Below are 17,075 nucleotides of genomic sequence, written 5' to 3' on the forward strand. Positions count from 1 at the left end.
AGATCCTTCGTTTGTAAATTAGGATTCATTCAGCCTTAACTTTTTTAGAACTTTTACAGTAATGTTGCTAGCAAAGGGCTTGTATATCAAAATGCCGGCAATCGCAACGGGATAAGCGACCAACCACACCTCAAACCATAACCAAAGGAAATTTTCTGCAAAGCCAAGGCGCGCAAATGTAGTGGCAAACGTAATGGTTGCAGACATTAAGAAGCCCATTAAGAGGGCAAAAATGAGATTTGGTAAATTCGTCATGGTTACATCATAGCGTCCGGACTTGTTAACTGTTATTCTGGACTGTGATCACTATTGTGCGCCCTAGACAGGGGAATCTCTTGAGAAAGTCTTTGAGATTCATCATTCCATTACTCTAGGAAAACTCCATGGCTGTTGGCCAAAATCAAAGAACCAGAAAAAACGACTCTATGCTCACCAAGACAGGAAAAGCCCGCTTAGGCCCCCTGAATGCAGCGCAACTTACCAAGTTATTAGAAGCAAGCACCAAGCCTAAAGAAAAAGGCAAAATTCTACGGGCACTTAGCAAGCATCCAGCAGTTGCCGCATAATTAAAAAGCCCCGCCAATTAAATGAGCGGGGCTTTTTAATTTCAGCAGGCCAAACATTTAGGCGCCTCTAGACCCTTTTTACCAGCATTCTTTTTCCAAGAATCACTGTCGATACAACTAGCACCGCAAAAATTAAATTCATTGCCGTAAGGGAATCGCCCAGCAAAATGCTAGCAGCCACTAGTGTGCAAAAAGGCTGAATCAACTGCACTTGACTCACCCTTGCAATGCCACCGATCGCTAGGCCTTCATACCAAAAGAAGAAGCCCAAAAACATGGGGAATAGACTCAGGTAGATAAAACTAGTCCAGGCAATAGCACCTGCACCCATGTAATCTGCGCTGTAGGTAAAACAAGTCATCAAAATATTTATTGGCAATGAAATGACCAGAGCCCAAGAAATGACGGCGCGAGGATTCATTTTTCGAGAGAGCTCACCGCCCTCTACATAACCAATGCATGCACTGATTCCGCCAAGGACCAGAAGGCCGTCAATGTAAGTAAAGCTGCCGGAATTTTTTAGCAAGGCATACATCACCACCAAGCCAGCACCCAACAGAGAGACCAACCAAAATCCTAATGAAGGACGCTCTTTAAAGCGCAGAACTCCAATTACCGTTGTAGCCAACGGCATCATCCCCAAAATCACGGCGCCATGCGAGGAAGAGCCATTGGCCATCGCTACCGTAGTAAAGATGGGAAAGCCGAATACCACCCCCAAAGCTATGACTACAAATTTTACAAAATCAACTTTGCTAGGAATGGCCTCTTTTTTATAAACAAGGTAGGCCAATGCAACTAGCCCGGCTAATGTTGCCCTGCCGAAAGCAATGAAATAGGGGTTAAAGCTTAAGACAGCAATCTTGCTCACCGGCAGCGTTAAGCTAAAAATCAGGATGCCGATAAACCCAATCAGCATTCCCTTGCTTTCTTTATTCACCATCACCCTTTATCTAATATTGGATTAATTGTATTAACAATCCTCAATGAGTGGGCTGTAATATGTCAGCAATCCTTATGAAATCAAACGCCCATATTCAAGCCATCTATCTTGCACCATCTGCAGGCGCACCGATGCAATCTGTCGGCCATGCCAAAGTCAATGCTGGCTTTGGTATTGAAGGTGATCGTTATGCTATGGGTATGGGTGCATATTCAGACGTCCTACCAATAAAAGTCCGTCACATCAGCCTAATAGCCTTATCAGGCATTGAGACAGCAAATGACTGGCTATTAGCAGGAGATGAGCCCACCTTTGATGGAGCAGAAACCCGCCGCAATGTCGTCCTTAAAGACATTACCGCTGACGAGCTAAATGCACTGGTAGGGCAGTCATTCCAACTGGGTAGCCTACAACTACTGGGAACAGAGCTTTGTACCCCCTGCGAAAGACCTGCTCAACTGTTGAATAGACCCAGCTTCATGGAGGCATTTGAAAATCGAGGTGGCATTCGAGCTGAGATCCTCAATTCGGGAACTCTTGTTGTCGGCGACGAACTATTCCTAGAAAATGGAAAGTGACATGATTGAATACCGCAACGATGCCTTAATTACTGCTGAGCAAGCCATAGACCTCTATAAGCGCTCCACTCTCGGCGAGCGGCGCCCCATACATAATGTTCAGACATTTGAGGCCATGCTCAAAAATGCAAATCTCACAATTACCGCCTGGGATGGAGCAAAGCTCGTAGGTATTTCTCGCTCATTAACTGATTTTTCTTATGTAGCCTATCTTGCCGATTTGGCGGTTGATGAACAATATCAACGCTCGGGTATCGGCAAAATGCTCATCGAAGAAACCAAAGCGTTACTTGGCCCTGAATGCATGATTGTGCTTTTAGCAGCACCCAAGGCAAATGATTACTATGAGCACATTGGTTTTGAGCACAATCCACGTGCATGGACTCTCAAAAAATAATTAAGTCTTTATCATTGCCACATGACTATCACTCAATTTTGTTTAGTGCGCCATGGTGAAACAGACTGGAACGCAGCGCACCGCCTTCAAGGCCATACAGACATTGATTTAAATGCCAGAGGCCTTGCCCAAGCAGATCAAATGGCGCGCGCTCTCAAAAAAATTAATCTGCAGTTTGATGTTTTATATACGAGTGATCTTCAGCGCGCAGCTAAGACAGCCGGGGCTATCGAGAGATTATTTAAAACTTCTGCAATCAGCAATTCAGCACTAAGAGAGCGTCATCTTGGCGCACTACAAGGCCTGACAACTGATGAAGCCCCTCTACTTGAGCCAGAACTTTGGAAATCTCACCTCAGCAGAAATATTGAAGAACGCTTGCATGACGGCGAGAGCATTCAACAATTTGCAGATCGCATTCAAACTGCGCTTGAACAAATTCGATTGCAGCACTTAGGAAAAACTATTTTGCTAGTAAGTCATGGCGGCGCATTAGACATGATGTATAGAATTGCAAGCAATCAGCCCTTAAATGCCGCAAAGGCTGTGGCAGTGCCCAATGCTTCGCTCAATTGGATTAGCCACAATGGACATGCGTGGAAGGTAGATAGCTGGAGCGACATAAGCCATCTAGAGGATTTAGCGCTAGATAATCTAGATCTCTGAGGGCTAAGTACGCATAAGTTTATGATGAGCATATGAAATCAATTATTCGCATAGCGGCTCTTTTAATTGCTTTTGCACTAGCTATTCCAGCCTTTGCGGTTGAAGACGTTCCCGATGGGCTGCCTGATCGCATCGTGGGCGATATCGGTGCAGCTGTTTACACCTCCAACTTACACATTGGAACTGAGGGCACTCAATCCCTGGTATTGCCTTATGCCTTTTTTGACTATCAACGCTTCTTTGCGCGCATTGATGAAGTGGGCATGAAGACTTTTAAAATGGGCTATGGCTACTTTGAAGTAATTGGAAAAATAAATTTAGATACTTACAAAGTGAAGTCCTCCATTAATGGAAATTCCATTAATCGAAGCGATCCAATTCCTCTGGGACTGGGCACTTTTCAAGAAACGCCCATCGGTGGATTTTTTGTAAATGCGTATCACGACTTTGGAAAGTCAAAAGGTGCGCTTTATGAATTTTTATACTTTGCTGAAATAGAAACGTTCAAAAAGGTGGTGATCTACCCTCAAGTAGGGGTAGAGCGACAGTCAAGTCAATATGCCAATTATTACTATGGCATCAACCCTGGAGAGTCCACGCTTACTGGCTATACGGCCTATACGGCTCCAGCAACAAATAATCTCTTAGCAGGCCTCATGGTAGAAATTCCGGTGGTGGATAACTGGTATGTCAATATTTATGGCAAACGCAAATGGCTGGGTGGGGGAATCAATAACAGCCCGGTCATGAATCGCTCATTTCAAGACAATATTTTTATGGCGCTAGCCTATCGGTTTAAGTAGGCATTCAAAAAGACATCGCCAGGATGGAAAGTCCTGAAATCAACATTACCAACTCCATCAGCAATAAAAATTTCTTTTCTGGCAACGCCAAGACAATTTTCTTAGAGAAAATAGAGCCGACCAAAACGCAGCTCCCAATCAGAAGGCCCTGAATAATGGCAGTTGTATTCAGAAACCCCAGCTGGTGAAAAGTAATGCCTTTAGTAAACAAGATTGACAATGTGCTGGCTGCCTCAGTACCCAAGAAAGCCCCTTTGCTTAAGCCATAAGCCAAAAAGAAAGGCGTGTTGATGGCGCCCGTCGTTGCAACAATCCCAGTCAAATAACCAATGCCAGCTCCGACCAAAGCCATCTGCCAAAGCTTTAAATAAAAATTCTTGTTGCGCATCCAACGGCGAATCGGGATGAGTAATATTAAAAATATTCCCAAAGTTATTTCAATTAGGCGCTCGTCTAGCTGCACTAAGGTGTTAACGCCCAATACTGTGAATGGAATCGCCGCCAGGCTATAGACAAAGCAAGCTCGCCACTGAATAACGTTCCACCATAAAAAAATACGCGAGAGATTTGCTACGGTGGCTACCAAAGCTATTACTGGAATTGCCTGTATGGGCCCATAAAAATAAACTAGGGCGGGCATCAATATGATGGTCGTACCAAAGCCAATGACGCCACCTAATACACCGGCACCCAGACCAAGAGATCCCAGGACCGCGGCCTGCAAAATAAGGTCAGACAAATTTATGCGCCTTGATTAATTTGATTGAGAATATCAGCGCCCCTGGCAGGCTACAGGCATTTCCCATAGCGGCTTATCTAGTGAGTAGTTGCAGTTCACCCCGTCTGGAGAAGTGGAACTAGCCAGGCAACCATTCAACATCAGGGCTAATAAAGTAACAGTTAAAGTTAAATAAAGCTTTTTCATCTTTGATATCTCAATTGAATTGCTGTTTTTAAATAAAAATGCCTATGCGTCATATTCTCTTTAAGACCAAAAGGTCTTCATCATTGCCACATCGGCGATGCCTCTATCATTTCCATATTTTAAATATGGTGCAATCCATTTTGGATCCATCAGATTCTCTACTTTTGCCAAGCCCGGCGGAAGACCCACAACAATATGTTTTGTTTTAGTGCCGCCAGCCTCTAAATCTTTTACCTCTTGATTGATCGTATTTGGCAAAGAGGACAAACGCAGACCTTGCTTTTGCTCATTAATTGTTCCGTCGCCTAAAGAAATAACAATCGCTCGCTTAACGCCTGCAATCACATCTCCGTGGGTGCTACTTTGAGACATGCCGCCATCCATACAGAGACGGTCTTTTATGAAGGTTGGCCCCACCTGCCCTGGCGCAGAAGAGCTTGCAGCGCAGGCAACATTGATAGGAATATTGCTCGCCCTTGATACAACAACGCGTTGGCCTGTATAACAATCAATCGCTGTAGTAAATAGTCCATCGGAGGGCCAAGCAGTGGCTGTTAATAACTTTTTCATTACCTTGTAGTGATTGGCCACACCATCTGGATTCAAAGAAGCCATTGCAGCTTTTCCAATGTGCCGAATAGACGTGAGTGATCCATCGCGAACTGACAGCTCTGCACGCTGCGCTCTTAATTGAGATGCATTAAATTGAATTGCGGGCATCATTTCTGCAAGCAATTTTGGAAAATCTGCAAAAAGATCCATCTCATCCAAAAGCCGCCAAAAGTGTCCGGAGCTTAACATCGCACCAAAGATGGAGCCTGCAGAGGTACCAACGACAACGTCTGCGCTACCCAAGTCCACTCCAGCCTTCTTAAGCGCATTGCAATAGCCGGCATACCATGCAATCAATGGGGTTCCGCCTCCGCCCAAAGCCAAGCCTCGCTCCTTACCTTGCGCAAAGGGATTCTTAAATGGGGCGGGGTGAAATAAACCGTCATTCCAACTTGCTGTTGTATCGACATCTCGCTGCGCCTCCAGGGCCTGCACAGCAGCAATTGTCTTTGGAGATAAATTTGCGCTTTGCGCTAATGCGCCAGTACTAGAAACTGTGGCGGCACTAATTGCAGAAACTTTTAAGAAATTACGGCGAGAGGAATGCGTCATATTGCCTCCATAGGTTTTTTCTAATTTATAACAGAGATGCCTTACATTAATCTACGGCTATTTTTCCGCTCTTCACCAACTTTGCCCACTCAACCATTTGGGCCTTAATAAATTTATCCGCTGCTTCTGAATTTCCTTGGAATGGCTCTCCGCCTAAGCTCAGAACTTTATCCCTGACTTCGGCTGACTGCATCACTTTTGCAATAGCATCCGATATCTTAATAAGGATTACAGCAGGAGTAGCAGCCGGGGCAAAAATACCGTTCCACTCATAAACCTCATAACCTGGAACGCCTGCCTCAGCCATCGTTGGGACATTAGGCATAGAGGATGCACGCTTCTTCCCAGTAACGGCCAATGCATTTAACCTGCCTGAATCAACATATTGCTTGGTTGAAGCAACGCTTCCAAAAAACACTGGCACTTGTCCGCCAACAACATCGTTCAAGGCTGGGCCACCGCCCTTATATGGAATGTGCTGCATTTCCACTCCGGCCTTTACTTCAAATAAAGCTCCCGCCAAATGCTGGGCCGACCCATTGCCAGAAGATGCGTATGAAATGCTGTTTGGCTTAGCCTTTGCTATCGCAACCAACTCTTTTACAGACTTTGCCGGAAAACTAGGATTCACTAACAGGACATTGGGGTATTGAGCCAAAACAGCCAAGGTCTTGAAATCTTTGTTTGGGTCATACGGTAGCTTTGGGAATAAAGATGGATTAACCGAATAGGAAGAGGCATCGAGCATGAGTGTATAGCCATCAGCGCTAGCCTTGGCTAAATAAGAGGCGGCGATTTGACCACTTGCTCCAGGCTTATTTTCTACAACTATAGAGGTGCCAAGAATTTTTCCTAACGGTGTCGATATCGTTCTAGCCATTAAATCTGCCGTACCGCCTGGTGGATAACTCACAATTAAATTGATGGGTCGATTAGGCCACTCTTGTGCATGAGCCAATCCCACTGTTGCAAGCAATGCAACCAATAAAGCTTTTACAAAGATCTGCATCTTCTCTCCTTAGTTAACTTCCGCTGAATATTGGAATGCCATAGCATCCCCAACCGAGCTGCGATATTCCACTGGCTTACCACTTAAATCAAATGCGATGCGGTTTACCCTGACAGCTGGATGACCCTCCTTCATTAGCAGTGCTTTTGCATCTACTTTCTTCATCAACTCAAAACCAACCTGATCTTTAGCCTTGATCACCGCGACCCCACAAACCTTTGCATACATTGGATAAAACAAATCTTCAAAATCTTTGGGCTTGTAGTCAATCAACTTTTTAAACTTTGGCAATGGTAAATAGATCGTTTCATATAACACTGGCCTGCCATCAATAAAGCGGAGCCGATGAATTCTCATCAGCGATTTACAAGCCCAGCCCGTTAACTTTCCAATTTCTTTATCTAATGAAACTTCTTTAAAATCTAAAACCTTAGCTTGTGGAATCAACTGCTCTTGACCATCAAGCTGATAGCGAAAAAATCTGAGCATAGATTGCCCATGAAGCCCGCTACTAACCACCGTGCTTTTACCGTGACGCTTAATCAGTACGCCGTCGTCTGCAAGCAGGGCAATTGCCTGCCGAATGGTCCCAACAGCTACGCCATACTCTTTAGCAAGACTTGCCTCTGATGGGATCGCCTCTGAGATTCGCCATAATCCGCCCTCCACCTTGCCCCTAAAGGCCGATGCTAAGGCTTGGTAACCCATCAATTCTTTACTCATACGGTTTTTTCAACTCATATACTCATCTAGATGAGTTATGCTACCATATTTCCTATGAATGTCGATGCCCACTTCCATGTTTTTAATAACCGTCTTATAGATGAGGCTCAGGCTCGATATTCAGTTAATTACAGCGCCTCGATAGACGATTGGCTCAAAGTCGCAAATAAACAGCAAATCTCGCGAGGCATTGTTGTACAACCAAGCTTCTTAGGCTTTGACAATAGTCTTTTACTTGAAACCATCAAACAAAACCCAGAGCGCCTAAGAGGTGTTGCTGTTGTTGACCCCAATACCCCTAGAAATGAGTTGCTTGAACTTAAGCAGCAGGGAGTGCGTGGAATTCGATTGAACCTATATGGCGATCAAGATCCGTTTGGGACGATTCAAAAATATGGCGGCGTCATTCATTTTTTAAAAGGCCTCAATATGCACCTGCAAATTCATCATGATGATGGTTTGCTTAATGATGTCCTATTGGCTTTACCTGGTGGAATTAAGATAGTCATTGACCATTTTGGCAGACCGCTAGTAAATGATGAGTTTGAAAAACAAAGTGATGGTATTAATAAACACCAAAGCAATCTTTGGATAAAGCTCAGCGCCCAGTACAGAACTGCAAAGCTAAATCATCAAGCTCTTTTTGAATATTGGCTTAAGAAAATTGGAGTCTCCAAGCTACTATGGGGCAGTGATTGGCCACATACAAGATTTGAGACAACCCAAACTTATGAGGCTCAAATGAAGGAATTTGTATGCTTATCTAACTCTGCAGAGCTTAGAAAAAAAATTCTTTCAAGCAATCCCGTCAGCCTCTACTGGGCAGAATAGTCCAGCATCAGCTTCATGGGACTCTTTTGGCAGAAGTCTTTAATTACTAGCCAAGCAACGCATACAGGACCCAACCCAAGTTCAAGGCAACCAAAGCAATGAGCGTGTAAAAGGTAAATTTCATGCCTAATACGCGCTTACTGAAATCTGGCGGGGGAGTGTTAATGCCTTTTGCATGAATCAAGCGACCAATAATGAGTGCGATACCCGGAATAGCAACCAGCAACCATGGGGCGTCATTTAGCTCTAGACATGCAATTAAGATGATCCCAAATGGCACATACTCAGCGAAGTTACCCTGAGCACGAATAGCCCTTTCCAGATCATCGTGACCACCGCTTCCTAGGCCAACTTTATTTTTTCTTCTTAGCCCAATAACAGCAAAAGAAAGCTTGATAAAAATAATTGTTAAAGCAGATGCAATAATTGAGGTAATTAAAAGCATGGATTTTCCCTTAGATAACTTCTAACACTTCACTTAAAGATTTGCCCTCAAAGTTTGGTTTTTCACCAATCTCTTCAAAAGGGTGTCCTAGACGATTTACCCAAAAGACATCAAAGCCATACCACTTGGCTGCCAGAGCATCCCAAGCATTACTCGACACAAAGAGAACGTCTTTTTTCTGAACGGGAAATGCTTTTAGTAGCAACTCATAGGCTTGTGGGGCTGTTTTAAATAAGCGCACGTCTTCAATAGTGACCACTTTATCCAAGAAAGGATCTAAGCCATTGCTCTGTACCACTGTAGCCAACATCTCTCTGCTGCCATTGGATAATATCGCCGTAGCAATACCTTTCTCTTTGATAGCTTTAAGTACATCCAGGCTATCTTCAAAGCCCGTAAGCTTTGCATACTGATCCATTAGGCGCGCTTCGTTTTGTGCAGTGAGATCCAAACCCATCCGCTTACAGACATAACGCAATGAACGAATCGTTAACTCCCAAAATGGTAGGTAATGCTTGCTACCACCTGGATTGGGGTCGCTCATGGTTACAAGTCGGGTGTATTCAATTTGGCGATCGCGCCACATTAAAGCAAAGGCCTGTCCATGGCCCGGAAATAATTCTTCTGCCAACTGCCCCATGGAATACACATCAAATAATGTGCCATAGGCATCAAAAGCTATGAGCTTATACATTCTGTCTCTTACCTAACCCTGATGGCTCTTCAAATAATCCATTACCCAGGCTGGATCGCTATCACTTGGGAAGATGGGGTAATGAACTGCCTCAATCACGCCATTATTCGCAATTAAGGTAACCCGCTTTAATAATGTCATTCCAGCAGCTACAAAGGTGGGCATATTCAATGCCTTCTGAAATTCATAGCTCACATCACTCACCACTGGAAATGGCAGGTGCAGCCTATCAGCCATCTCTTTTTGATATTCGGTAGATTGCACGCTTAAACCTACAACCTCTGCGCCTAATGCTTGAAGCTCTTGGTAGTGGTCTCTAAATGAACAGCTTTGCGGCGTGCAACCTCTTGCTCCAGGAATTTGATCCCAGCCATCAGGTAAAGCAACATTTGGCTGCCCAGTCATGGGATAGCAGTAGATAACTAACTTACCCTTAATATCGCCAAAATTAACGGCCTTGCCATTGGTGGCGTCTAAAGAAACATTGGGTAGTTTCATGCCCTTCAAATGATTGGTTGAGCCATCATCTTGAGGAATGGGTAGATCGGTGGGGAGCTGGTTTAGATTTGTCATGGTTAATTCTATACAAAAGAAAGCTACCTGAGGTTGATTTGGGCACTTATCTCGCCCTAATGAGCCTTTTAATATCAAACTCCGTCACCAATGCCGTACCGGCAACAATGATCACCATACCAATGGCGGCATTTAATGTCAGGTGCTCTCCCAAAAATAATGTACCCCACAGGGTTCCAAAAATAGGAATGAGAAATGTCACCGTTAAGGCTGAGGCAGCTCCCACATCCTTAATCAATCTAAAGTACAACAAATATGCAATGCCGTTACAAACAATTCCGATAGCAACAACAGATCCCAATACCAAAGGTGTTGGCTCACTCCGAATAGGTATAAAAAATAGGGCAGGGATCAATAAGAGGGCGGCGGCCCACATGCTGCCATGTGCGTTATCAAAGGGCTCGACGCTTTTTGCTTTCTTAGCGTAATTGGTTGCAATGGCATACGAACAAGCGGCGCCCAGACCCAAGGCAATTGATTCATACGTGCTTACATCTATCGAGGTTGATGAAGTGCCAAACAAAACCCCAACGCCGATTACGCCTAAGAGCAATCCTAGCCCCCGCTTAATTTTAAATTTTTCATTCCCAATGAGAAGGCCAATAACAAATGCCCATATGGGTGCCGTTGCATTCAAAATCGATAGCTGGAAAGTGGAGAGGTTTAATGCAGCAAAACCAAAAAGCACAAATGGGAATGCTGAATTGAAGAAGCCCATAATTAAATAGTGCTTCCAATGGGCCAAAAGATTTCTATTCTTTTTTAAGTAGAGGGCCAAACAATAAAGAAAGATTGCGGCTAATACCACGCCCCCCTCAGCCAAATAAGCGGATCCCAGAACAGGTGAAGCAATTCGCATGAATAAAAAAGTGCTGCCCCAAATAGCGCCCAGGGTGACAAGTCGAATGATGTCTGAAGAATTCATCGTTTCATTCTATCAACCAACGTTATTGCCATTGGTCAAGAGCAGCATTGATAGAGATATCAATCCTTATCAGCATATTGCATTTGGCCATTCCCAAATGACCAATTTTCCTTGCTTACTTCAAGCAAATTGATAAAGACATCTTGAGGCCTGACTTTAAGATTTAGTACCAAAGCTTCGCAAATCGCTTTATATAAATTCTTTTTCAGATCCACGGACCTACCAAAGCTGATGGTTGCCTGAATAAAAATAATCTCATCTGAATATTCAATTCCTAAATAACTTTTCGGAATATTGAATTCTGATGCGTCATGTCTAGTGATAATCTGAAACTTGTCGTCTTCAGGAACATTGATTTGCTCGCGCATCACGTTATAGACAATATTCCCGACTTGCTGCGCAAAGCTTTCCGGGTGTTTTTTACTTAAATCGATTCTGACTAATGGCATCACTATTCTCCTTGGCTCTAGCCATCTTATAGAGGTCTAGTAACTAGCGTCTAACTTGACATGCCCCATAGAAAAAACCACCCGAGGGTGGTTTTATTTTTGAGCAGTTTTTATAAAGACTGTTTCACTAATTTTGTCGAAAGCATTTTGATAGACGACTGGGTCTAATATCGGAGTGTCGTTATCGCCGGAGCCAAACATACCTCCACCACGCGTTTTATCAACAAAATTTAAACGGACGCGGGATTTCTTGGGGCCCACCGCTTCTACCGCTACCGTCACAACCGTTTTTTGCTCTGAGCCTGAAACTGGAATGGGTAGCATGCCTATGAAATAAACACTACCGCTAGTACCCTTTGCAGGTGACTGCGCGGTAATGAATCCCGTTTCAAAACTGGCAGAGCCAATGATGTAACCCAAATCTTGAAGAACTGACAAAGAAGAATCAAACGTAGTTTTTTTATCTACATCAAAGTTTTTCGCCTGAATTGCCTGAATTTCAAGCGAGGTCAACTGGGGCTTAGCTGGCCCTGAAGAGCAAGCTCCCAATAATGAAAGTAAAACAATGCTGGTGATGGTCGATAAAAACTTCATTCTGATGCCTTAGAAAGAAGAGGTTCTTGAGGAAAAGTCGCTCACAATTTTTACCCCTTTAAGCTCTTTAAATTTGATGATTAAAGTCATTGTTCGACTAGACTGCTCGAACCCAGAGCTGGTGGATGAGGTTCCTGCCAAAATAATGGTGGCATATCCAGAGCTAGAGCTTCCACTCGAAACTGTGGCATTTTTTTGGTAAGTCCAAATCTCTTCGCCATCGCCATTGGCGGTGACAATATTCGGAGCACCAAAGGTTTCTACGACCTCAGCTTGAGTTGTGACATTCTTTTTTAAGGTAAGGCTAACTTGGCCTGCCGTCAAATTACTGTTGGCCATCGGCTGACCTACGGGCTGTTGATTAACACACCCCGCTCCAAGCATAAGCACAGTGAGGGATATTGCTGAGTAAATAATTGTTTTCATAATGAAGTGTTTATAACAACTAATAGCAAATAAAGATTCCATTATCCATGAATCTTATTGCCAATACTAATGATGAAAATTAGCAGTTTTCTGCAATAAATACTGCCTGAAGACGGTTTAGAGTTTCTTGGGGGCCAATTAACCAGTGCCTCAGAGCGTCCGACTCTACTTTTTGGACTTATATTTTTTTACAGCCTCTTTTAAATCCGAGTATTCCTCGCATCCAAAGGTACAAGCTTTATCCAATCTTGCCAATAACGCCTCTGCGCCGGGCAAATCATTATTAATTAGCTTCAGCTTTCCGTAATACTCAAGAGCACCACGATGATTAGGGTCTATTTTCAATGCAGCTTGATAATATTTTTCTGCCCCAACTAAATCAGGTGGCTGTTTTTTTCGAAGGCTATAGCCAAGCAAATTATTCCAATCAGCAGAGCTTGTGTCATTAGCGGACTGAAGTTGCTGAATTGCCTGATCAAATTTTTCGGCCTTAATACTTGCCCTAGCTTGCGTTAGCCATGTCGGATCTTGCTTGGCGGGAGTACTATCTGCCGCGTGAGATAAGCCAGCAATCGAAAGTAGCAGAAGGACTGTTGAAAGTATTTTTTTCATTTAAGGGCCTTTGGTTAACAATCTGTCTTTTATATAACGTTTAGCCAATTCTTGCTTAAACAGAGACCAAATGAAAAAACCACCCGAAGGTGGTTTTGGTGTTTCTTGGTGGCCCGGGGCGGAATCGACCAGGGCCGAGGATGTCTGATCCTAGCTAGCTTGCTTGTGCCACTTCTGCTTTTCCTCGGGACTCATATTTTCCCATTTGGCTTTACGGGCTTTCATCTCAGCCTGCTCTTCAGGCGTTAATCCATCAAAGAAAGCCTTTCTCTCGGCTTTCATTCTTTCTTTTTGCTCAGGAGTAATTGATTGCCATTGAGCCTTCATTTTCTCGTGAACCAACTTGCGATCTTCAGGGCTTAAAGCCTTCATTTGATCGCGCATCTTATGCCAATATTCTTTACGCTCTTCTGGAGTTGCCTTAAGTAATGCGGCATCAGTTTGTTTCATTTGCTCAAGGCGTTGATCAAATGTCAGGTTGCTGTTTGCCAATGGATTTGGTGGTTCAGGTATCGCCGCACCAGCCAAGGAAAATATAGATATGCCAAATAGCAGTCCCAGTACAAATTTCTTAGAACTCATAACGCCTCCTCTTGTTGGTTATGGTTCATTCTAATCCCTCGTTTAGTGACTATTACCAATTGAGAGTCATTCTCAATTATATGCTAAGATGAGAATAATTCTCATTAAGTATATTTGGCATTTACGATGTATTTTTCACTTAACCCCAGCCGCAGATCCATCTTCTGCCTAGTCAGCGCCTTTTATTTGGCTGGATTGTCATTACCCGTATATGCCGAATCCCCCGTAAGTGATGCTCCTATTGTTATCGCTGAATCGCCCGTAAGTGACTCACCTAAAGTTGACAGCGCAGTTTCTGTAGAGGGCGAAACTGAACAATGGAGTATTCATGGGCAATCAACTTATATTGTTCAACAAAAAAATAACTTCAATTCGCCTTACTATGGACAGAACAGTCTTCTTAATAAATCCGAAGGTAGCGGCGGGAAAAGTTATACCTTAAGTGCCACTGCTTTTTTAGGAGCAAGACTTTGGGAAGGCGCTGAAGTTTATTGGAACCCAGAGATGTTCGAGGGAACACCTTTTAATGGACAGCTTCTTGGTCTAGGTGGATTTCAGAATGGTGAATTACAAAAGGGCGCATATGCTCCACCTATTTACTACACGGCTCGCGCGTTTATTCGACAGACCTTTGGCCTAGGCGGCGGCAAAGAACATATTGAAGGTGGGCCTAATCAGCTTGCGGGCAATCTCGATAAAAATAGAATTGTGGTGACCTACGGTAAGTTCGCCACATTAGATTTCTTTGATCAAAATAGTTATAGTCACGATCCTCGTACACAGTTTCAGAACTTTGCTCTTTTCTCTATGGGCGCCTATGGATATGCGGCTGATAGCAAAGGCTATACCTATGGTGTTGTAGCCGAGTGGTATCAAGACGACTGGATTTTGAAGGCGGCAAGATTAGCGATGCCAACTATTCCGAATACCGCCCAGCTTGACTACAGCATGAGCCAAGACTACGGCAATCAAATTGAATTAACTCATGAACATGAGCTATGGGGTAAGCCTGGCGCAGTAAGGGCCCTGTATTACCAACAACATGCCTATATGGGCAACTACCAAAATGCGATTAACCAGGCTCAGCAGTCTGGTGGCACTCCTGAGATAACTGGTGTGCGCAAAGCGGCACAGAGTTCGTGGGGCTATGGTTTCAATATTGAGCAGGCCATCAATGATTATGTTGGTGTCTTTGGTCGCTGGAGCTGGAATCCAGGCACAACCGAAGCGCAGACTGTAGACATCAGTAGATCACTATCGGGCGGTGTGAGCATCAAAGGCTCTAGTTGGTCGCGCCCCAAAGATACGGTAGGCATAGGTTATGCGGTCAATGGAATCTCTTCATCGCAGATTGCCTACCTTCAACAAGGCGGTATGGCGGCATTTATTGGTGATGGCGCACTTAGCTATAAGAAAGAACAAATATTGGAAACTTTTTATAGCGCAAAAGTTTACAAGGAGCTGTTCATATCTGCCGACTATCAACGCATTGCTAATCCCGCCTACAACTCAGCTCGTGGTCCAGTTAATTTCTTTGGCTTAAGAGCACATATAGAAATGTAATGTCGTTTTAAACGACATCGACTGACGCAGGGATGAATAGTCGATTTGTCCTTTTAAAGGACAGCTCTTGATGGGGATATCCGAGACTAATGGCATATACACCTGCCAAGCCATAAAAGAAAATAGCCCAGCAAGTGGGCTATTGAGATTCTTGGTGGCCCGGGGCGGAATCGACCCAGGGCCTAGGATGCCTAAATTTTTTAACTACTTCACATTGGCCATAATAAACTGACTGACGATAGCCGAAGCCTCATCATATGAGCCAGCATACATATGTCGACCGCTTGTCTCGGGCCTACCTTCATCATATCCGCCATGGACATACATTAATTCCGTTTTCTTTGCGTTTAACTTTGCGATATCTGCATATATCCTCTGAGAGCTATCGGGCCTAGTCCAGTGATTGGGATCGTTTTCATGAACCATAATTAGGACTGGAAGGGCTATTTTTACATCGAGCTCTGTTTCATTTCTACTACCGCTAAAAATAACGCCGTTAATAAGCTCACCACTATTGGGAACTTTATTCAGAAAGCTAGCGAGGCTTATTGCGCCATTACTATGGCCAATTAGAAAAATAGGTTTTTTAGTTTTATCTTTATAAAACTTGATAACTTCAACTATATTTTTAATATGCTCTTTTGTATATCGCGGGCCAACAGTATTCCAACCCAAGCTAACCTTGCTGTCTAAAAATACAATGTCTGGGCTAATAGGAGAATCATATAGCGTAGAGAGAATCCAGTTTGGCTTGGGGGGATTTTTCGATGCGATATTAAAGCTACCATCGCCACCAGGTACGAAAATTAAGACTGCTTTAGATTTTTCCTTTGGCCAATACGCCGTTTGGATTTCATCACTATCAGCGGGAATGGTGATTATTTCAGCAAATGAAAATAATGGCGCCATTCCAATAAGCAACATTAGTAGTATTTTCATGGCCCCATACTATCAAAACTAGGCCCATGCCTTATCCAATGTCTTTATAGTAGTTTTGGCCTCAAGGTAAGGCAGATGGCTGTTCTTTATAGAATATCTCGAGCACTAATTTTGGCTCATTGGTTATGTATAGCCCCTGAAATAAAAAACCACCCGAAGGTGGTTTTGGTGTTTCTTGGTGGCCCGGGGCGGAATCGAACCAGGGCCTAGGATGTCTAATCCAGCAAAAGCCTATAAGGCATCATCTTGGATTTCACAAAACCCTTCTTTTGATAAAAAGACTGGGCTTTGGTATTTTCAATATCAGTTAATAAGGTAATTCGTTTACAGCCCTCTTTTTTGGCTTCGCTAATCGCATAGTCAATTAACTCAGAGCCGATACCTTCCCCTCTAGATTTAGCTAGAACAACCATATCTTCAAGAATGGCGACTTTGGAGCCTAGAGCAGTAGATTCAGTAAACAGTAAATTAATCATCCCTAATATTTTTTCATCATCTCTAGCAACCAAAATGATGCCAATCGTTGGATCAAGAATAATTTTGCTAAGGGCTTTTCTTTGGGCTTCTGAATTAGGCTCAAACTCTGTCTCTTGCTCAAAGAGGGTCCTCAACAACTCAACGAGTTCGGGAATATCAGAGTGGGTAGCCTTAGTTAATTTCATTGGTCA

Annotated in this window: 24 protein-coding genes; 7 read left to right on the forward strand and 17 right to left on the reverse strand. The window is 43.7% G+C overall.

The features are described from left to right. Nucleotides 1-18: 18 nt before the first annotated feature. A complete protein-coding gene (locus ICN20_RS03925; protein WP_216238188.1) occupies nucleotides 19-255 on the reverse strand; it encodes a DUF2798 domain-containing protein in 237 nt (78 codons plus the stop codon). Nucleotides 256-383: 128 nt separating this feature from the next. Here ICN20_RS03925 and ICN20_RS03930 point away from each other — a divergent pair, with 128 nt between their 5' ends. Then, a complete protein-coding gene (locus ICN20_RS03930) occupies nucleotides 384-566 on the forward strand; it encodes a hypothetical protein (protein WP_216238189.1) in 183 nt (60 codons plus the stop codon). 67 nt (nucleotides 567-633) lie between these two features. Here ICN20_RS03930 and ICN20_RS03935 read toward each other — a convergent pair whose 3' ends face one another. Then, complete coding sequence (locus tag ICN20_RS03935) at nucleotides 634-1,509, reverse strand: DMT family transporter (protein ID WP_216238190.1); 876 nt, start codon at nucleotides 1,507-1,509, stop codon at nucleotides 634-636. 59 nt (nucleotides 1,510-1,568) lie between these two features. Between ICN20_RS03935 and ICN20_RS03940 the strand changes: the two genes are divergently transcribed. The 4 genes from ICN20_RS03940 to ICN20_RS03955 are packed head-to-tail and all read left to right on the forward strand — an operon-like array spanning nucleotide 1,569 to nucleotide 3,953. After that, a complete protein-coding gene (locus ICN20_RS03940; protein ID WP_255534638.1) occupies nucleotides 1,569-2,087 on the forward strand; it encodes an MOSC domain-containing protein in 519 nt (172 codons plus the stop codon). 1 nt (nucleotide 2,088) lies between these two features. After that, nucleotides 2,089-2,484 (forward strand): GNAT family N-acetyltransferase, encoded by a 396-nt coding sequence (locus ICN20_RS03945; RefSeq protein WP_216238191.1) that lies wholly within the window; start codon nucleotides 2,089-2,091, stop codon nucleotides 2,482-2,484. Nucleotides 2,485-2,505: 21 nt separating this feature from the next. Next, a complete protein-coding gene (locus ICN20_RS03950; RefSeq protein ID WP_216238192.1) occupies nucleotides 2,506-3,150 on the forward strand; it encodes a histidine phosphatase family protein in 645 nt (214 codons plus the stop codon). Between the two features lie 32 nt (nucleotides 3,151-3,182). Then, nucleotides 3,183-3,953, forward strand: a complete 771-nt coding sequence (locus ICN20_RS03955) for a MipA/OmpV family protein (protein WP_216238193.1) — start codon at nucleotides 3,183-3,185, stop codon at nucleotides 3,951-3,953. Nucleotides 3,954-3,957: 4 nt separating this feature from the next. Here the strand turns inward: ICN20_RS03955 and ICN20_RS03960 are convergent, their stop codons facing one another. The 4 genes from ICN20_RS03960 to ICN20_RS03975 all read right to left on the reverse strand — a co-directional run bounded on the left by ICN20_RS03960 (nucleotide 3,958) and on the right by ICN20_RS03975 (nucleotide 7,774). Further along, nucleotides 3,958-4,692 (reverse strand): sulfite exporter TauE/SafE family protein, encoded by a 735-nt coding sequence (locus ICN20_RS03960; RefSeq protein WP_216238194.1) that lies wholly within the window; start codon nucleotides 4,690-4,692, stop codon nucleotides 3,958-3,960. 246 nt (nucleotides 4,693-4,938) lie between these two features. Then, nucleotides 4,939-6,042, reverse strand: a complete 1,104-nt coding sequence (locus ICN20_RS03965; RefSeq protein WP_216238195.1) for a patatin-like phospholipase family protein — start codon at nucleotides 6,040-6,042, stop codon at nucleotides 4,939-4,941. 46 nt (nucleotides 6,043-6,088) lie between these two features. Beyond that, the gene (locus ICN20_RS03970) at nucleotides 6,089-7,051 is read right to left on the reverse strand and encodes a tripartite tricarboxylate transporter substrate binding protein (RefSeq protein ID WP_216238196.1); all 963 of its coding nucleotides are present in this window, start codon (nucleotides 7,049-7,051) and stop codon (nucleotides 6,089-6,091) included. Nucleotides 7,052-7,060: 9 nt separating this feature from the next. After that, the gene (locus ICN20_RS03975) at nucleotides 7,061-7,774 is read right to left on the reverse strand and encodes a GntR family transcriptional regulator (protein WP_216238198.1); all 714 of its coding nucleotides are present in this window, start codon (nucleotides 7,772-7,774) and stop codon (nucleotides 7,061-7,063) included. A gap of 30 nt (nucleotides 7,775-7,804) precedes the next feature. Here ICN20_RS03975 and ICN20_RS03980 point away from each other — a divergent pair, with 30 nt between their 5' ends. Next, the gene (locus ICN20_RS03980; protein ID WP_216238200.1) at nucleotides 7,805-8,605 is read left to right on the forward strand and encodes an amidohydrolase; all 801 of its coding nucleotides are present in this window, start codon (nucleotides 7,805-7,807) and stop codon (nucleotides 8,603-8,605) included. A 46-nt stretch (nucleotides 8,606-8,651) separates the two neighbouring features. On the opposite strand, the gene ICN20_RS03985 is transcribed toward ICN20_RS03980, so the two are convergent. The 9 genes from ICN20_RS03985 to ICN20_RS04025 form a co-directional block, all read right to left on the reverse strand. Next, nucleotides 8,652-9,050, reverse strand: coding sequence for an MAPEG family protein (locus tag ICN20_RS03985; RefSeq protein WP_216238202.1), 399 nt, complete (start codon nucleotides 9,048-9,050; stop codon nucleotides 8,652-8,654). Nucleotides 9,051-9,060: 10 nt separating this feature from the next. Beyond that, entirely contained in the window at nucleotides 9,061-9,744 is a 684-nt protein-coding gene (locus ICN20_RS03990; protein ID WP_216238212.1) for a haloacid dehalogenase type II, read from the reverse strand. 12 nt (nucleotides 9,745-9,756) lie between these two features. Then, nucleotides 9,757-10,317 (reverse strand): peroxiredoxin, encoded by a 561-nt coding sequence (locus tag ICN20_RS03995; protein ID WP_216238214.1) that lies wholly within the window; start codon nucleotides 10,315-10,317, stop codon nucleotides 9,757-9,759. Between the two features lie 46 nt (nucleotides 10,318-10,363). Further along, nucleotides 10,364-11,242, reverse strand: coding sequence for a DMT family transporter (locus ICN20_RS04000; protein ID WP_216238216.1), 879 nt, complete (start codon nucleotides 11,240-11,242; stop codon nucleotides 10,364-10,366). A 59-nt stretch (nucleotides 11,243-11,301) separates the two neighbouring features. Further along, nucleotides 11,302-11,691, reverse strand: coding sequence for a tautomerase family protein (locus ICN20_RS04005; RefSeq protein ID WP_216240235.1), 390 nt, complete (start codon nucleotides 11,689-11,691; stop codon nucleotides 11,302-11,304). A gap of 93 nt (nucleotides 11,692-11,784) precedes the next feature. Then, nucleotides 11,785-12,285, reverse strand: coding sequence for a hypothetical protein (locus ICN20_RS04010; protein WP_216238217.1), 501 nt, complete (start codon nucleotides 12,283-12,285; stop codon nucleotides 11,785-11,787). Nucleotides 12,286-12,294: 9 nt separating this feature from the next. Next, nucleotides 12,295-12,711 carry a hypothetical protein gene (locus ICN20_RS04015; RefSeq protein WP_216238219.1) on the reverse strand — a complete coding sequence of 139 codons (417 nt, stop codon included), beginning with the start codon at nucleotides 12,709-12,711 and terminating at the stop codon, nucleotides 12,295-12,297. Between the two features lie 165 nt (nucleotides 12,712-12,876). Beyond that, complete coding sequence (locus ICN20_RS04020) at nucleotides 12,877-13,323, reverse strand: tetratricopeptide repeat protein (protein WP_216238227.1); 447 nt, start codon at nucleotides 13,321-13,323, stop codon at nucleotides 12,877-12,879. A 150-nt stretch (nucleotides 13,324-13,473) separates the two neighbouring features. After that, on the reverse strand, nucleotides 13,474-13,905 hold the full coding sequence (locus tag ICN20_RS04025; protein ID WP_215283759.1) for a DUF3106 domain-containing protein: 432 nt from the start codon (nucleotides 13,903-13,905) through the stop codon (nucleotides 13,474-13,476). 126 nt (nucleotides 13,906-14,031) lie between these two features. On the opposite strand from ICN20_RS04025, the gene ICN20_RS04030 reads away from it, so the two are divergent. Further along, nucleotides 14,032-15,468, forward strand: a complete 1,437-nt coding sequence (locus tag ICN20_RS04030; RefSeq protein WP_216238229.1) for a carbohydrate porin — start codon at nucleotides 14,032-14,034, stop codon at nucleotides 15,466-15,468. 204 nt (nucleotides 15,469-15,672) lie between these two features. On the opposite strand, the gene ICN20_RS04035 is transcribed toward ICN20_RS04030, so the two are convergent. Together ICN20_RS04035 and ICN20_RS04040 are read right to left on the reverse strand one after the other, a co-directional pair. Then, a complete protein-coding gene (locus ICN20_RS04035) occupies nucleotides 15,673-16,407 on the reverse strand; it encodes a hypothetical protein (protein WP_216238231.1) in 735 nt (244 codons plus the stop codon). A 215-nt stretch (nucleotides 16,408-16,622) separates the two neighbouring features. Next, nucleotides 16,623-17,069 (reverse strand): GNAT family N-acetyltransferase, encoded by a 447-nt coding sequence (locus ICN20_RS04040; RefSeq protein ID WP_216238233.1) that lies wholly within the window; start codon nucleotides 17,067-17,069, stop codon nucleotides 16,623-16,625. Nucleotides 17,070-17,075 lie beyond the last annotated feature (6 nt).

Source organism: Polynucleobacter sp. JS-Polo-80-F4 (assembly GCF_018881965.1).
Classification (GTDB): Bacteria; Pseudomonadota; Gammaproteobacteria; order Burkholderiales; family Burkholderiaceae; genus Polynucleobacter.